Here is a 16892-nt window from a genome sequence, read left to right as displayed (position 1 = left end):
GTTGAGGTTAAAAAGGGAGGAAAGATGACAATCTTTTGTGTCGCATTTAGTAAGTTTGTCAAAGAAACAAAATACAACCTATGGCAATCGATCATAAAAAAATTGCAGCGATTCGTGAAGATTATGTCAAGGACTCTCTTTCCGAAAAACAGGTTAGTGCTGATCCGCTGCTTCAATTTACCCAGTGGTTTGAACAAGCTATGCATGCCAATGCAATAGAACCGAACGCAATGACACTATCTACAATTAGTGAAGGGGGATTTCCTTCATCTAGAATCGTGTTGTTGAAAGATATTAAGGCTGATGGCTTCAGCTTTTTTACAAATTATGAAAGTCAGAAAGGCTTGGATATGTCACATTGTGCAAATGTCAGTCTGTTGTTCTTTTGGCCCGAGCTGCAACGACAGGTGCGGATAGAAGGTGTGGTCGAGCGTCTATGTGAAGAGGATTCGGATGAATATTTTGCTTCGCGCCCAAAGGGAAGCCGGATAGGGGCCTGGGCATCTCCACAGAGTCAAATCATACCTGATCGGGATTTTTTAGAACAACGTGTGCACTTTTATGAACAGCAGTTTGCGCAATCTGAAAAGGTAGATCGACCTCTCTTCTGGGGAGGATATCTTGTCAAGCCAGTGCGGATAGAGTTTTGGCAGGGACGAAGTTCTAGATTGCATGATCGCATAGTTTATTTTTTAGAGGAAAATAATTGGGTTATAAACAGGTTGGCACCATGACCTTGCAAATCAAAGAAGAGGCAGATCAGCTATTTGGTCAAGATGTTGTCCAAGTAATGGAAACAGGACTTCAGGATACACTAATTGTAAAATGTGAAAAACTGCAGGAGGTGTGTCTCTGGTTGAGAGATCACCCTAAGTTTTATTTTGACTTTTTGGCTAATATTACAGCGATCGATTATTTTCCGGAATCCAAATTTGGGGTAGTTTACAATCTAAGTTCTATTCCATTTCAATTGCAGTTGACATTACGTGTGGAGGTAGCGCATAGTCGCAATGTGGACGACCTACCGGAGATTCCTTCGGTGAGTTCTATATGGCGTACAGCGAACTGGCACGAACGTGAGGCTTTTGATCTTATGGGGATTTATTTTTCGGATCACCCCGATTTAAGACGTATTTTATTGCCGGATGATTGGGAGGGATTTCCATTACGTAAGGATTATGAGGATCCGGAAAGCTATCACGGTATTTCCATTAAGAATTAGATCACATGCATATCAAGTATAATCAAGGATACGAAAGGTATTTGGAAAGAGTACAACAGATCGGCTCGACGGAGATGATTATTAATATGGGACCTCAGCACCCCTCTACACATGGGGTGTTGCGTTTGGAGCTTGTTACCGATGGGGAGCTTGTCAAAGAGGTGATCCCACATTTGGGATATCTGCACCGCTGTTTTGACAAGCATGCGGAGTCGATGAATTATGGTAAAAGTATCCCTTTTACCGATCGATTGGACTATTTGGCTTCTATGAACAATAGCCATGCGTTTGTAATGGGTGTAGAACGTATGTTGGGGATTGATGATAAGATTCCGAAAAGGGTGGAATATATCCGTGTACTAGTTTGCGAATTGAATCGAATCGCGTCTCACTTGATCGCTATCGGTACCTACGGAATTGATATTGGAGCATTCACTCCTTTTATGTGGTGTTTTAGAGATAGAGAGCATATTATGAATATGCTTGAATGGGCTTCAGGATCACGGATGTTGTATAATTATATCTGGATAGGAGGCCTGTTTTACGATCTACCTGTGGGTTTTGAGCAACGGTGCAAAGAATTCATTGATTATTTCAGACCGAAATTAATGGAGTTGGATGAATTGTTGTCTACCAATCAGATTTTTATCTCTCGCACCGCTAATATAGGAGTGCTTCCGGCGGATGTGGCTATTAATTATGGTTGTTCGGGACCGATGTTGCGCGCTAGTGGAATAAAATGGGATCTTAGACGGGTGGATGGTTATTCGGTCTATCCTGAGCTGGATTTTGATATTCCTGTAGGTGAAGGAGTTATGGGGCGAGTTGGAGATTCGTGGGATAGGTATAAAGTGCGTGTAGATGAAATCTACGAGTCTGTGAAGATCATTGAGCAATGTCTTGCACGTTTAATGTCAGACTTTGCGCGTTTGGCTGAGTTCGACCCCCGAGCTATGGTTCCAAAAAAAGTGAATTTAAAGGCGCAGAATTATTATGTTCGAGCCGAAAACCCAAAAGGTGAACTTGGATTTTATTTTGAAACTAAAGAAAAAACAGATATTCCTTTGCGTTTAAAGGCTAGAGGGCCGAGTTTTAATAATCTTTCTGTTTTACCGGAACTCGGAAAGGGCGTTCTGATTACGGATCTGATTGCTATTCTCGGTTCTATTGATATTGTGCTTGGAGAGGTCGATAGATAACGAAAGAAAATGCATAAAAATGCAAAATATATTTGGAGTTTAAACATAAGTCCTTATATTTGTGTTCTCATAATTTAAGTTTATAATTGGTTAATAGGAAGTCTGCATCCGCCCGGATGCAGGCTTTTTTTGTGTATGACTTTTTTGAATGCCGCTTTTTACCTAAGTTTAAGTATAAAATAAGAACCAATGCGTATAAGCTTGAATTTTCCTTTTTCTTGGGCTAATTTTTGTTTCATTCGATTTTTTGTAGGATCGTTACTGATCTTATCGCAATCATTTACGGAGCTTGCTGCACAGCATTGGATTTTTAAAAGGGATGCAAGCAGTATTGTGATTCCTATTGATATCGTAAACCATATTATCATGCTACCTGTACACTTAAATGGGGAAGAGTTGACTTTTATTCTGGATACCGGGGTCAAGGAGACGATGCTATTTGGTGCAGTAGATTCTATTATATTGAAAAACGTATCTTCTTATAATTTCCAGGGATTAGGAGTCGATAGAGGAATAGAGGGGTTGTTGTCTTTGGATAACGTATTGGTTGTGGGCGATTCTGCCCTTGTTGATCCTGCACATGATCTGTATGTCATCGTAGATAGTACCCTTAATCTTTCAAAAAATATCGGGGTTCCTATTCACGGTATTCTTGGGAGTAATTTTTTTCAGAATCACGTAGTGCGTATTGATTATATCAAGAAGAGACTGCATGTCTTTAAATCGACGGAGGGAATGGAAAGATTGCTGCGCAAGTATGTTCCTGTTAAGCTTGATATTGTGAAGGATCGACCATTTATAGATGTGGGCATACAGGCTGGGGGTAAGAGGTTTGAGGCAACAAGAATGTTAGTTGATCTGGGAAATTCTGATCCTTTGATGATTTTTCCTTCTGTACTAGATGGTTATGTGGTGACACCGCCTTATGTTTACGAGTTTTTAGGGCAGGGGTTTAACGGTAATATTTATGGCAAGCGAAATCGAATCGAAGGAGTCACTATAGCTGAATGGCAGTTTAGAAGATTATTTGTATCTTATCCAGATACCAGTTCTTACAGTGGACGCAGGTTGATCGAGCGAAGGGTAGGTTCGGTCGGCAATCAGATTATGGCGCGATTTGATGTTGTTTTTGATTATGCGGATAGTGTGATGTATCTCCGCAAAAACAAGACGTATTCAGATCCTTTTAATATTGACATGAGTGGACTCGAGGTTAGACATGCGGGGTTTTCCTGGTTGAAAAGTAGGACGGTGAATAAGCCTTTAACGAGCGCATCGGATCAGGGGACCACGATCAATTTGGGCAATGATGTGATGTATCAAATTGAATTAGTGCCAGCCTACGTCATACATCATGTACGAGTAGGGTCTCCTGCTTTCTTGGCGGGGGTCAAGACGGGCGATATGGTGCATAAGATTAATGGCAAATATGCAGGTAAGATGACTTTGGAAGAGATTAAGGAGAAGCTTCAAGCTCGAGATCAATACGCTGTAAGTCTAGAAGTAAAGCGAGGAGAGGAGATTGTCAAATTTAGATTTAAACTTATAGATCCAATCCCTTTAAATTAAATAAGGGCTGTTTTTTACAGCCCTTATTTAATTTTATTCGAAGTATTCTTTTATCCGCTCAAAGAACGATTTTTCACTTTTACCTGGTTGAGGTTTGAAGTTTGCCGAACCTTTAAGTCTTTCTAAAAGTTCACGTTCTTCTGAAGACACAGCTTTCGGTGTCCAGATATTAATATATATTAATTGATCTCCTTTATGGTACGAATTGACTTCAGGAATACCTTTTCCTTTAAGTCTTAGTATTTTTCCACCTTGCGTTCCTGGATCAATCTTTATTTTAGCTTTACCATCTATGGTAGGTACTTCTACGCTTGTTCCCAATGCTGCATCCGCAAAGTTGATATATAAATCATAGATGACATTGATTCCATCGCGTTTGAGAGATTCATGTGGAACTTCTTCTACAAGGATGATCAGATCTCCTGCTATTCCTCCTCTTGGCGCAGCATTACCTTTACCTGTCATCGAGAGTTGCATACCTTCGCTGACTCCTGCGGGAATATTTATTGTGATGGTTTCTTCACCACGTTCTAATCCCTCGCCTTTACAGGTGGTACATTTGGCAGTGATTTCAACACCTTCACCATTACAGGTCGGACAGGTGCTGGTCGTTTGCATCTGGCCTAAGATGGTGTTAGTAACACGTCTTACTGATCCGGAACCGCCACATGTGTTACAGGTATGGAAAGAAGATTTGTCTTTAGCACCGGATCCATCACAGGTATTACATACAATCTGTTTATTAACTTTAACTTTTTTCTCGGTACCTTTTGCTACTTCTTCAAGTGTTAACTTTACTTTGATACGTAGGTTGCTCCCTTTTTGGACACGACGACCTCCTGAGCGGGATCCTCCGCCAAAGAAGCTCTCGAATGGATGACCTCCGCCGAAAATATCTCCAAATTGGCTGAATATGTCATCCATATTCATGCCACCACCACCAAAGCCTCCAGAATTACCGGCATGACCAAATTGGTCATAACGTGCTTTTTTCTCCTGATTGCTTAATATTTCATAGGCCTCGGCTGCCTCTTTAAAATTTTCTTCTGCCTCTTTATCTCCAGGATTTTTATCCGGGTGAAATTTAATTGCTAGTTTGCGGTAAGCTGATTTTATCTCTGCTGCATCTGCTTGACGAGATACACCGAGTATATCATAATAATCTCTCTTCGACATTCCTCTTCTTATTTCTTATTGTCCTATGACCACTTTAGCAAAACGGATTACTTTATCATTCAGAAAGTATCCCTTTTCTACCGTGTCTATCACTTTATTCTTAAGATCTTCTGATGGTGCAGGGATACTGGTAATAGCCTCTTGGAAGTCTGGATCGAAAGGTTGCCCTGTGGTTTCCATTTCTTTAAGACCTTCGTTTTCAAGGAGCTTTCTGAATTTATTATTTACTAAATCAATACCTTGTTTTATCCCTTCGACATCTTGTGCCGTAGCCATTGCTGCAAGCGCTCTATCAAAATCATCTAACACGGGTAAAAGCTTCGAAATAACCCCTTGACCAGCTGTTTGGATCAGTTCTACACGTTCTTTAGAGGTTCTCTTTTTATAGTTGTCAAACTCGGCAAATAAGCGGGCATACTTGTCGTTAGCCTCTGCGAGTTGGTTGGTTAGCGATTCTTCAATAGATACTTCTTCAGCTTCATTTTGGGCTGTATTGTCTTGTGCTAAGTTTTCGTCTTGAATATGTTCTTGTTCGTTCATCATCACCCTAGTTTTTATTTGCTTCAATAGCTTGCGTATAATATTCAAAAATTTTGCCATTATAAAATATCCGACACCTTGTCAGTATTTTGAGATAAATACGTCCAAAGTGTCGGATTATGTTTGTTTTTGTCAGTCTTCTTAAATGCTTACGTTGTCATGCATGGCACCATCTTCTGTCTTGATAATGCGCGCTGGCATGTTACGGATAATCTGGTAATCGTGGGTAGCCATCAATACGGCTGTGCCCGAGGATGCAATATCACGTAATAAAAGTACAATCTCTTCAGACGTAGCAGGATCTAAATTGCCGGTAGGCTCATCGGCAAGGATGATCTCAGGATCATTCAATAAGGCGCGTGCAATAACTACACGTTGTTGCTCTCCACCGGATAGTTCGTGCGGCATTTTCTTTAACTTGGAACGGAGACCTACTTTTTCCAATACATCAAGCATGCGGTTTTGGATAAGGCCTTTGTCTGTCCAGCCTGTCGCTTTTAAGGCAAATTCTAGATTTTTTTCTATCGTACGGTCATTAAGTAGATGGAAATCCTGAAATACGATGCCTAATTTTCGCCTCAAGTAAGGAACTTCTTGTTCCCGTAGTTTTTTCAGATCAAAACCTGCTACCAACCCTTCTCCATTGGAGATATAAAGATCACCATAGATAATCTTTAGTAAACTACTTTTTCCTGTACCTGACTGACCTATTAAATAAAGAAACTCTCCTTGTGCAATTTCTAAGTTGACATTGGACAACACCAGATGCTTTTGCTGGTAGATGTCTACATTTCTTAATTTGATTACTGTATTTTGTGTCATTATCAAAATTCTATTTCCTTAATTTGACCAAAAGGTAGTTCGTTGACAATTTTCATGATCTCTTCGGCTTTGTCACCTAGTCCGATTTTGTCAAGAGATTTGTCTGGTCTGTCCACTCTGAAATATGCCAATAAAGTAAACGAATCGTCTCGCAATTGGACATAGTCGGGGATTTTAGCGACACCTTTTACTTTAATTACATACATAAAAACAAAGTTAATTTTTTTTTTCAATTTAAAGAATTATTGGTGTTGAGCCAAAAAATCTAAGGTGTCAATACCGTCTGCATAATCATCTAGTGCCGGATATTGACCTTGGCCCAATTGAAAAAGGGGTGACGGAATGTCTAATTTGTGTTGGGACACAACGCATTGAATATTTTCTTGCTGTTGCTTAAGTAGCTCCTCTAATTCTTTGATATCGTTATACTCTTCATAAAATACGACTGCAAGCGGTGACGAAAGGTTACTGTCCTCTTTCAACAATAAGAAGCCATTGTCATAATGTTTGTCTTTATTGATTAAATAGATTGACTTGTTGTAGTCGTAATTGTTGTTGTATTTAAAGTGATCTTTTATACCACTGAAGTGCTCAATTCCTTCAAAAAATGTAGCTATGGAATAACCTTTTGGTACGTATATTTTGGATACAGATCTGCAACCCAAACCAAAATAATCGAAGATATCGTTGCCCAAAGCTGCTATTTGTTCTTGGCTCTCTTCTCCGGTAAGGATGGCTACTGAATTTCTGTTTTTACGTATAATATTCGGTTTGTGTCCGAAGTAATATTCAAAGTATCTTGCGGAGTTATTTGAACCTGTGGCTATAACGAGATCGAAGTCGGAGAGTTTGTCTACGATAGCTATTTTTTGTGCGAATGAGGGGGATATCTGAATCAACTTGTTGACGACATAAGGGGTTAAACCAGCATCGTCGGAAGAAGCTTTTAATTGTACGTTAAATCCCATGAGTAGACCGCATAAAATGTCGTGAAATCCTACTAGAGGCAAATTGCCAGCAAGGACAAGTCCTATTGCCTTGGATGAATCTTCGGCCTGGTAAGCACTGATCCATGTTGTTAATTTTTCTTGCGTCAGGTTGTTTCCTATTGTATGCATTTGACGAATAACATTATCCGTCGTATACCATGCGTTTTTAGCGTATAACTGCGCTATAAAGTATCTAGTTTCTTCATCGGGATGGATCAACCATTCTCCTAGTTTAGCAAAGGCTGCTATCCTTTCTTGTTTTGTCAAAATATATTATTTAGAATCGTTCTGTTCAATATTTACTTTATCTTTGTAATGTCAAATAATTGGATAAACTACTATATTTATATACTTTTTTAGTGTTAGTTATTAATCCAATATTTACCTTTGACATACAAAATTAGTTTATTTATTATAATTGTGAGGTTATAAATGGCGATAAAAATTACAGATGAATGCATTAACTGTGGCGCATGTGAACCAGAGTGCCCAAATAATGCTATATATGATGCAGGTGTGCCGTGGAAATTTTCGGATGGTACAGCACTTGAAGGCTTGATTGACTTTGGTGATGGTGTTACGATAGATGCTGGTGCTTCTCAAGACGCGATTTCTGATGAAGTGTATTATATCGTATCTGATAAATGTACGGAATGTGTAGGGTTTCACGATGAGCCTCAATGTGCGGCGGTGTGTCCGGTAGATTGTTGTGTTGAAGATGAGGATGTTGTAGAGGCAGAAGAGGAATTATTAGCTAAAAAAGCATGGTTACATGCTGAATAGTAGACTTTAAAGAATAAGTATAATGAAGGGTACAGCTATTTTGGCTGTACCTTTTTTGTTGGTTTTCTGCTGAAATATGTTTGGTAAACCTAGCTATTTTTATATTTTTGTTGCATTCATAAATTATGTAATCTTAAAAAAATATAGATGTCAAAAAAGAATGTAGGTTTTGTAACGCTAGTTACAGTCACTATAGCAATAATTATCACCTTTTTTTACGAATTTGATTTATTTGTTATTTCGCCTTCTGTGATGGTTGGTGTTCGCTGGGTTACAGCATCAGTGTTGACCTTAAATGCGATAGTTCGTAAGAACTTGACAACTTGGATATTGACCTGTTTAATATTAGGTGTATTTGTAGGGTTGGATTTTCCAAATCTAGCGATAGCGATGCACCCCCTGAGTCAGGGCTTTATTAAACTAGTGAAGACAATCGTGGGGCCTATATTGTTTGCTACGCTGGTGTTTGGTATAGCAGGTCACTCCGATCTCAAATCGGTGGGACGTATGGCATGGAAATCGATGTTATACTTTTTCTGTGCTACGACCTGTGCTATTTTTATTGGTCTGGCAGTAATAAATATCACCAAGGCAGGGGTCGGTGTGGATATTGAACATATGCCGCATGAGGAGCTACCGACGACATCTGCTGTGGCGGCTGCGGATCAAAAGGTATTGGATCATATCTCAGACAATGTGCATGGGGTGTATAAGTTTAATGCATTTATTCGTGATACTTTTCCGGAGAATATCGTGAAATCTGTTTATGAAAATAAGGTGCTACAGATTGTAATTTTCGGTGTACTATTCGGGATAGGTCTAGCTATGGTGAGTGAAAAGAAGCGGAAGCCCTTGGTGGACTTTACGGAAAGTCTGGCGGAGGCAATGTTTAAATTTACCAATCTGGTAATGCTTTTTGCGCCGATAGGTGTGGGGGCAGCTATGGCATACACAGTGGGCCATCTTGGTGTGGATATTTTGAAAAATCTCTTCATGCTGCTGATCAGTCTGTATATAGCGTTGATCGTGTTTATATTACTTGTTTTATTCCCTATCGCGTTGTATTTGAAAGTGCCTGTCAAGCAGTTTATCAATGCGATTAAGGAGCCTGTTTCTATTGCATTTGCAACGACGAGTTCGGATGCGGCCCTGCCTAAGGCTATGGAAAATATGGAAAAATTCGGTGTTCCACGTAAAATTGTGTCTTTTGTGATCCCTACAGGATATAGCTTCAATTTGGACGGAACCTCGTTATACCTTTCGCTAGCTTCTATCTTTGTCGCACAGGCAGCTGGAATTGATTTGAGTTTTGGACAACAGCTTCTCATCGCATTCACATTGATGATTACTTCTAAAGGTGTGGCGGCAGTACCTCGTGCGTCGCTGATTGTATTGATCGCTACGGCAGATCAGTTTGGTCTTCCAACATTTGTCATTGCAGCTATTCTCGGTATTGACGAGTTAATGGACATGGCAAGAACCTCTGTTAATGTAATCGGAAATTGTCTTGCAACTGTCGTTGTGGCAAAATGGGAAGGCGAATTTGATGAAGAAGCTTCAAAAAAAACAAATTTTCTAGAAGTGGAATAAGAATAATTGAATATAATATACCCTGCTGAGGGTATCAATTTTGAAATAATCACCCTTATGTAGCGCTTTTCTAAGAGATATTATTGCGATACATAAGGGTTTTTTTTATATCTTTCTCCAATGAAAACTCGTGTGTGTCGTTTTATCATCCAACTCATTGTCTTATCCGTATTTTCGTTAAGTCTTGTTCATGCACAGGATTTTTCCATTTTAGAAGAACAGTTTGCGAATTCATCTGTATTACCGAAGCATCATTTTGGATTTAGCCTTTATGATCTAGATAGTAATAAGTTTGTTTTTGGTAAGCAAGAAGATCAACACTTCATACCAGCTTCGAATACGAAAGTGTTCACGCTTTTTACTTCGTTGAAGACCATAGGCGATTCCATTCCCGGTATACAATATGTTGAACGAGGAGATTCGCTTATTTTCTGGGGGACAGGTGATCCTACGTTTTTGCATCCAAAACTGGATACTAGAAAAGTTTATGATTTCTTACGGTTTTCGGATAAAAGGTTATTTTATGTTCCGCAATACGCATCAGAACCAGCTTATAGAGAGGGCTGGTCTGTGGAGGATTATGCTTATGATTATCAACCTGAGGTGTCTACATTTCCGATATATGGCAATTTGGCCCGGTTTAAATCCAGTGGTAAAGGGGTTGTGGCAAGTCCGAAATATTTTGAAAGATTGATTGGAGTAAGTGATAAGCCAAGCAAGTATTTTGCGGTGAAGCGATCACTTCATTCGAACGAATTTGATATAACTAATCTGAATGTTCCGTCGGGTTATCGCTCCAGTAAACCCTTTATCTGGTCGGATAGCCTACTAGTAACGCTTTTGCAGGATACCTTGCATAGGGAGGTTCAGACTTTGGTCGATTATAAAAAACCTGAGGCCGTTAAGACGTTGTATTCTGCTCCTCGTAATGTGGTCTTGCGGGAGATGATGCTGCCTAGTGATAATTTTCTAGCGGAACATCTTACTATGGTAGCTTCGGATATTCGTTTTAAAGGCTTTTACACGGATTCGTTACGTGCTGAGGTACAGAAAGAATATTACAGTGCATTCTTAGATAGCATCGAGCTAAGGGATGGGAGTGGATTGTCTACTTATAACCGGGTGTCACCCCGGGGTATGATTGAGGTGCTGTTACGGATTAAGGATTTGATTCCCGATGAAAACCAACGGTATCTCTTTTTTCCGGCAGGAGGCGTAGATGGCACATTAAGAAATGCCTATTCACTGGATCAAGGTGTACCTTTTGTGTGGGCTAAAACCGGGACTATACATGCTGTGCACTGCCAATCGGGGTACATCGTGACCAGAACGGGACGCCACTATGCATTTTCTTTTCTGAATAATAATTTTATGACAGCGACTTCTACCATTCGTAAAGAGATGGTGCGTATTATGACCTTTATCCGACAGAATTATTAATAATGTCTTAACAATTGGTATATTCGCTAATCAATTTTTAATATGCAAGATTATAAAAAGAATGATAAGAAGTTAATTCGTTCCTGGGCAATGTTTGATTGGGCCAATTCGGCTTATAATCTTGTTATTACATCTACTATATTTCCGATTTACTATATCGCTATCACAAGCTCTAAATCGGGAGAAGATGATTGGGTTAATTTTTTTGGATTTGAGGTGATTAATACTGTTTTATCCAACTATGCATTGGCATTTGCCTATCTTACCATGGTATTGGCTCTTCCTTTTCTGTCCGCTCATGCAGACGCAAATGGACGAAAAATGCAGGTGATGAAGACTTTTACATATTTGGGGGCAATGGCATGTATGGGCTTGTTCTTTTTTAAACTGGATACGTTGGAGTTGGGCATCATCTGTTTTACGTTGGCCGCTATGGGATATATAGGAGGTGTGGCTATTAACAACTCTTATCTTCCGGTCATCGCAACTCCCGATCAACAGGATGCGGTCAGTGCAAAGGGATTTGCCTATGGATATGTGGGCTGTGTCACTATTCAGGTGATTTGTTTTGTATTCGTCCTTAAACCGGAGTGGTTTGGCATAGTGGATAAATCGTTTCCTGCCCGTTTGTCTTTTTTATTGGTCGGACTGTGGTGGCTTGGTTTTTCAATGATTCCTTTTCGACGACTACCTAACAATCACCCTTCGGAACATGCCTCAGGAAAGGGGCTAGTTACACGGGTACGGACAGAATTTGCAAGTGTATGGCAACAGATAACAGGGAATAAGGGAATCCGACGTTTTTTGCCTGCTTATTTTTTTAATTCTGTTGGTGTGCAGACGATAATGGTGGTGGCTACCATGTTTGGTCAAAAGGAACTGGATCTAGCACAGGAATCGTTGATTATTACAATTATTCTTATTCAATTGATTGCTATCGTAGGGGCTTATTTAATGTCTAATCTAGCGAAGCTTTTTGGTAATATTAAGGTATTGATGCTGGTTACTTTACTATGGGCGGGGATTTGTATGGCATCGTATTATTTAAGTAATGCGGCGCAATTTTATGGTATGGCTTGTATGGTGGGGCTTTTGATGGGAGGGATTCAATCTTTATCAAGATCGACCTATTCAAAGCTACTGCCCCAGGATATGGAGGATACGACGTCATTTTTTAGTTTCTATGATATTACTGAAAAATTGGCTATTGTAGTGGGGTTGTTTATTTTTGGTTTTATAGAACAGGTGACGCACAATATCCGGTACTCGGCTTTGTCGTTATCAGTCTTCTTTGTGCTGGGATTTCTGTTATTAATCCGGGCATTAAAATACAATACATTTTTAAGACAAGTGTCTAATGGGTAAGAAAGTAGAATTGTTTATTCCTTGTTTTATAGATCAATTGTATCCTGATACTGCTTTCAGTACGGTACAGTTGTTAGAACGGGCTGGTTGTGAAGTGATTTATAATCCTGAACAGACCTGCTGCGGACAACCGGCCTATAATGCTGGTTTCTGGGATGAGGCTAAGGAGGTAGGGAGTTCTTTTCTTAAGAAATTTTCGGAAGAGAACTACATTGTAGCACCCTCGGCTTCTTGTGTAGGTATGCTAAAAGGAGGGTATAATGACTTGTTTACGAATTCTATTGAACATAATCGCTGTAGAAATATTCAACGTCATGTATACGAAATTTCGGATTTCTTAGTTAATGTACTAAAAAGGGATTATTTTGGAGCAGAGTTGGTCGGGACCGCTGTGTATCACGACTCTTGTTCGGCGCTACGGGAATGTGGAATTAAAGAGGAGCCTCGGAAACTGTTGGCTCAGGTAGGAGGATTGGAAATGGTAGAGATGCGAGACCAAGAAACTTGTTGTGGGTTTGGAGGGACTTTTGCTGTCAAATTTGAAGGTATCTCGTCGGCTATGGCTGAACAAAAGGTGCAAAATGCACAAGCTGTAAATGCTGACTATATTATATCGACAGATGCATCATGTCTGTTACAGTTACAGGCCTATATTGATAAACACCATATTCCGATAAAAACAATGCATCTGGTTGATGTACTTACCTCGGGATGGGCAAACATATAATTAACATTTCCAATCTAAACAAATAAAAAAATGAATTCAAGAAGAGATTTCCTTAGAACTTTGGGGTTAGCCACAGCAGGATTAGCTATAGCACCCAATTTAGACGTTTTTGCAGCTAAGAAGAAATGGTTTGACATTTCTCTAGCCGAATGGTCTTTGCACCGTACTATCAATAAAGGCGAGTTGAAAAACATTGACTTTCCTGAGTTTGCAGCCAAAAAGTTTAATATCTATGGGGTTGAATACGTGAACCAGTTCTTTAAGGATAAAGCTAATGATATGACTTACTTAAAGGATCTTAACGATCGCGCCAAAAGTAACGGTGTCAAGAATGTATTGATTATGATTGACGGAGAGGGCGAATTGGCTGGCGCTGATGAGAATAAACGTAAGCAAGCCGTGGAAAATCACTACAAATGGATCGATGCTGCTCACTTTTTGGGATGTACCTCTGTGCGTGTCAATGCAGCTGGAAAAGGATCTAAAGAAGAAATGAAAGGCCGTATGGTCGAAAGTTTATCTACCTTGGCTGATTATGGTAAGAAAGCTAAAATTAACGTGGTTGTCGAAAATCATGGGGGTGTTTCTTCCCTGGGAGATTGGTTGTCCGATGTATTGAAGACTGTTGGAAAGAAAAACTGTGGTGCATTGCCTGACTTTGGAAACTTTTACGAGTACGATCGTTATCAAGGCGTCATTGACTTGATGCCTTACGCGAAAGGGGTGAGTGCTAAGTCTCATGACTTTGATGATAATGGCAACGAAAAAGGAATTGATTATGCTAAAATGATGGGTATTGTGAAGAAGGCGGGTTACAAAGGATATGTAGGGATTGAATATGAAGGAAGCCGATTGAATGAGATCGATGGTATTATCGCTACAAAGGCCTTGTTAGAGCGTTTCCAATAAGATATGTTACGAAATTGCTTTCTATCGATAGGTTTACTGTTTGTTTGTTCCATTTCATATGGACAGAATAACTTGAAAATGAATGCCTGGCAGGATAGTCTATCACATCTTGCTACGAAAATAGTCGGAACAGTTGCAGAAACTGAACGTATAGAAAGCAATTTTACGTTTGTGAAGACCTTGGTGTCTGCACTTAAAGAGCCTAACTCTTTTTATTTTAATTTTGAGAAATTGAAGATGGTTTCTATTCTCAATTCTCCGGATAATTCTTTTAGAATCATGACCTGGAATCTTGCACTGCAGGATGGTTCCTATCTTTACTATGGTACTATTCAGTACAAATCGGGAACAATCAAGCTCACCCCATTGCTTGACAAAACATTTCAGATCGGTAATCCAGATCAAGATGTAATATCGAATAAGGAGTGGTACGGTGCACAGTATTATCAAATTGTCCCGCTTTCTAAGAGTCAGTATGTGTTGTTGGGGTGGAAGGGACACCATGCAGACTATACCAAGAAGGTAATTGACGTATTAAATTTTTCTCCAAATGGAGAGGTGACTTTTGGTGCACCCGTATTCTCGGATGATACCAAAATCTCCAGAAGAATATTTTCCTATACGAAACAGGCTTCCATGTATTTGAAATTTGATGCCACTCAAGGTCGTGTCGAATTTGATCATATCGTGCCTGCAGACCCTAGTTTAAAGGGTAACTTTAAGTATTACGGGCCAGATCTGACATATGATGCCTATGCTATAGCTAATGGAAAATTGTATTTAAAAACGGATATTAAGATTCAGAACCCGGAAAGGGGAGATGAAGATAAATATATTGACCCCAACAAACCCAGTAGAAAATTTAAGAGCGGTTTGCAGGAGTAATGTAACTATTTTATTGGGATATGAGAGTTTATTAAGAAATTATGTTTTCTTTGTTACTTATTATAACTAAAATATTGATATTGATCTAAGATTATGATTGAACAGAAAGATGAGGTATTGGTAAAGCATCTGGCCGATAGGGGAGTAGGTGATAAAATGGTTATGGGGCACCCCGCTGGCTTATTTGTCTTATTCTTTACAGAAATGTGGGAACGCTTTAGCTACTACGGTATGCGTGCTTTGCTGACGACGTTTTTGATAACGGAAATTGCTAAAGGCGGGTGGGGATGGACTAATGAGAGTGCTATGAGTCTCTACGGCTGGTACACCATGTTGGTGTATGCTACGCCAATAATCGGTGGATATATTGCAGATAAACTGACCGGACAAAGAAAAGCTATCCTGATTGGTGCATTGTTAATGACATTGGGCCATGCATCTATGGCTCTGGAAGGGTTTGAAAAGAATTTTTTCTTTCTGGGTTTAGGCCTTATGATTTTGGGCAATGGAATGTTCAAACCAAACATTTCATCGATGGTTGGGCAGCTTTATCCTAATACCAGTACTAAGAAAGACGCTGGTTATACCATTTTCTATATGGGAATCAACGCAGGAGCATTTTTAGGATCTCTATTGTGTGGTTACTTAGGTGAGAAGATAGGTTGGCATTATGGTTTCGGATTAGCAGGGATATTTATGTTCTTCGGCATGTTGCAGTTTTTTATGGCACAAAAAATATTCGGTGTCATAGGCGAACAACCGAAGAAGGACAATAAAGTAGTCGAGGAAGAAGAAGTTCCAAAAAATGTAGTCCGTGATCGTTTGTTTGTCGTAGCTATATTGATGATTGCGAGTATCTTTTTCTTTTTAGCATTTGAGCAAGCTGGTGGATCCATGACTATTTTCGCTAAAAACTATACGCAACGTATATTAGAAGGAACTCAAGCGATTACTTTTAAATGGTTGGATGCACTATTAACAATCATACCAATTGCGGCAGTCACTTTTGTTTTGTTTAAACTGTCTGCAAAGATTTTTGGTAAGTATCCATTAACGATTATTTTTACTTTGCTGTCGTTTGCTTCCATTGGTGCATTAGGGATATGGAAAGTATATAGAGAGTTTACAGCGGTAGAAACAGAGGTTACGGTGGCGTGGTTTCAGATTTTGAATGCTTTCTTTATTGTCACTTTTGCTTCTTTGTTCAGTAAGCTATGGGAAAAAGTATGGAACCCATCTGGTCCAGTCAAATTTGCAATGGGATTAATCTTGGTTGGCGTCGGTTTTATAGCTTTAGCGTACGGTAGTAGTTCTATACCTAAAGGGGCTGAGACAGCTGCGGTGAGTATGATTTGGTTGGTTTTGGCATATTTTTTCCATACAATGGGTGAACTGTGTTTATCTCCTGTAGGCTTGTCGTATGTGAGTAAGCTGTCCCCTAAGAAGCTGTTAGGATTGATTTTTGGATTTTGGTTCCTTGCTTCGGCTATTGCCAACAAAATCGGGGCATCGATGGGAGGTATGATCGATAAAATATCGCAAGAGTATTCGATGTCTGTCTTTTTTCTACTTATAGCAGCTTTGCCGATCGTTGTAGCATTAATTTTATTATTGTTAAATCCTATGTTGAAAAGGAAAATGCATGGAATAAATTAATGAATTGAGATAAGTTGCAA

At 39.5% G+C, this 16892-nt stretch carries 17 protein-coding genes; 12 read left to right on the top strand and 5 right to left on the bottom strand.

What is annotated here, in order from left to right; translation table 11 throughout:
- Positions 1 to 80: 80 nt before the first annotated feature.
- The 4 genes from pdxH (at position 81) to G7B18_RS04830 (ending at position 3990) form a co-directional block, all read left to right on the top strand.
- Complete coding sequence (gene pdxH / locus G7B18_RS04845; protein ID WP_164122141.1) at positions 81 to 734, top strand: pyridoxamine 5'-phosphate oxidase; 654 nt, start codon at positions 81 to 83, stop codon at positions 732 to 734.
- A complete protein-coding gene (locus tag G7B18_RS04840) occupies positions 731 to 1222 on the top strand; it encodes an NADH-quinone oxidoreductase subunit C (protein WP_164122140.1) in 492 nt (163 codons plus the stop codon). Before pdxH ends, G7B18_RS04840 begins: the two co-directional genes overlap by 4 nt.
- Positions 1223 to 1227: 5 nt before the next feature.
- Positions 1228 to 2421, top strand: coding sequence for an NADH-quinone oxidoreductase subunit D (locus tag G7B18_RS04835; protein WP_164108095.1), 1194 nt, complete (start codon positions 1228 to 1230; stop codon positions 2419 to 2421).
- Between the two features lie 189 nt (positions 2422 to 2610).
- Positions 2611 to 3990 (top strand): PDZ domain-containing protein, encoded by a 1380-nt coding sequence (locus tag G7B18_RS04830; protein ID WP_164122139.1) that lies wholly within the window; start codon positions 2611 to 2613, stop codon positions 3988 to 3990.
- 33 nt (positions 3991 to 4023) lie between these two features.
- Here G7B18_RS04830 and dnaJ read toward each other — a convergent pair whose 3' ends face one another.
- The 5 genes from dnaJ to G7B18_RS04805 all read right to left on the bottom strand — a co-directional run bounded on the left by dnaJ (position 4024) and on the right by G7B18_RS04805 (position 7784).
- Positions 4024 to 5166: a molecular chaperone DnaJ gene (dnaJ, locus tag G7B18_RS04825; protein WP_164108097.1), complete on the bottom strand. Its 1143-nt coding sequence runs from the start codon at positions 5164 to 5166 to the stop codon at positions 4024 to 4026.
- A 15-nt stretch (positions 5167 to 5181) separates the two neighbouring features.
- On the bottom strand, positions 5182 to 5709 hold the full coding sequence (locus G7B18_RS04820) for a nucleotide exchange factor GrpE (protein WP_370626275.1): 528 nt from the start codon (positions 5707 to 5709) through the stop codon (positions 5182 to 5184).
- A 138-nt stretch (positions 5710 to 5847) separates the two neighbouring features.
- The gene (locus tag G7B18_RS04815; RefSeq protein WP_079641841.1) at positions 5848 to 6528 is read right to left on the bottom strand and encodes a cell division ATP-binding protein FtsE; all 681 of its coding nucleotides are present in this window, start codon (positions 6526 to 6528) and stop codon (positions 5848 to 5850) included.
- 2 nt (positions 6529 to 6530) lie between these two features.
- The gene (locus G7B18_RS04810) at positions 6531 to 6734 is read right to left on the bottom strand and encodes a fructose-6-phosphate aldolase (protein WP_079641839.1); all 204 of its coding nucleotides are present in this window, start codon (positions 6732 to 6734) and stop codon (positions 6531 to 6533) included.
- Between the two features lie 36 nt (positions 6735 to 6770).
- Positions 6771 to 7784 (bottom strand): acyl-CoA reductase, encoded by a 1014-nt coding sequence (locus tag G7B18_RS04805; protein WP_164108098.1) that lies wholly within the window; start codon positions 7782 to 7784, stop codon positions 6771 to 6773.
- Between the two features lie 165 nt (positions 7785 to 7949).
- On the opposite strand from G7B18_RS04805, the gene G7B18_RS04800 reads away from it, so the two are divergent.
- The 8 genes from G7B18_RS04800 to G7B18_RS04765 all read left to right on the top strand — a co-directional run bounded on the left by G7B18_RS04800 (position 7950) and on the right by G7B18_RS04765 (position 16872).
- On the top strand, positions 7950 to 8300 hold the full coding sequence (locus tag G7B18_RS04800; protein WP_164108099.1) for a 4Fe-4S dicluster domain-containing protein: 351 nt from the start codon (positions 7950 to 7952) through the stop codon (positions 8298 to 8300).
- Between the two features lie 147 nt (positions 8301 to 8447).
- Positions 8448 to 9890, top strand: a complete 1443-nt coding sequence (locus G7B18_RS04795; RefSeq protein ID WP_164108100.1) for a dicarboxylate/amino acid:cation symporter — start codon at positions 8448 to 8450, stop codon at positions 9888 to 9890.
- A gap of 120 nt (positions 9891 to 10010) precedes the next feature.
- Positions 10011 to 11330 (top strand): D-alanyl-D-alanine carboxypeptidase, encoded by a 1320-nt coding sequence (locus G7B18_RS04790; protein WP_164108101.1) that lies wholly within the window; start codon positions 10011 to 10013, stop codon positions 11328 to 11330.
- A gap of 42 nt (positions 11331 to 11372) precedes the next feature.
- Positions 11373 to 12695, top strand: coding sequence for an MFS transporter (locus G7B18_RS04785; RefSeq protein ID WP_164108102.1), 1323 nt, complete (start codon positions 11373 to 11375; stop codon positions 12693 to 12695).
- Positions 12688 to 13422, top strand: a complete 735-nt coding sequence (locus G7B18_RS04780; RefSeq protein ID WP_164122138.1) for a (Fe-S)-binding protein — start codon at positions 12688 to 12690, stop codon at positions 13420 to 13422. The genes G7B18_RS04785 and G7B18_RS04780 overlap by 8 nt, the downstream gene beginning before the upstream one ends.
- 30 nt (positions 13423 to 13452) lie before the next feature.
- Positions 13453 to 14331 carry a sugar phosphate isomerase/epimerase family protein gene (locus G7B18_RS04775; protein WP_164122137.1) on the top strand — a complete coding sequence of 293 codons (879 nt, stop codon included), beginning with the start codon at positions 13453 to 13455 and terminating at the stop codon, positions 14329 to 14331.
- 3 nt (positions 14332 to 14334) lie between these two features.
- The gene (locus G7B18_RS04770; RefSeq protein ID WP_164108105.1) at positions 14335 to 15216 is read left to right on the top strand and encodes a hypothetical protein; all 882 of its coding nucleotides are present in this window, start codon (positions 14335 to 14337) and stop codon (positions 15214 to 15216) included.
- Between the two features lie 93 nt (positions 15217 to 15309).
- Complete coding sequence (locus G7B18_RS04765) at positions 15310 to 16872, top strand: peptide MFS transporter (RefSeq protein ID WP_164108106.1); 1563 nt, start codon at positions 15310 to 15312, stop codon at positions 16870 to 16872.
- Positions 16873 to 16892 lie beyond the last annotated feature (20 nt).

Origin of the sequence: Sphingobacterium sp. xlx-130 (genome assembly GCF_011007405.1) — a bacterium.
Classification (GTDB): domain Bacteria; phylum Bacteroidota; class Bacteroidia; order Sphingobacteriales; family Sphingobacteriaceae; genus Sphingobacterium; species Sphingobacterium luzhongxinii.
This window is presented reverse-complemented; position numbering and strand designations above follow the sequence as displayed.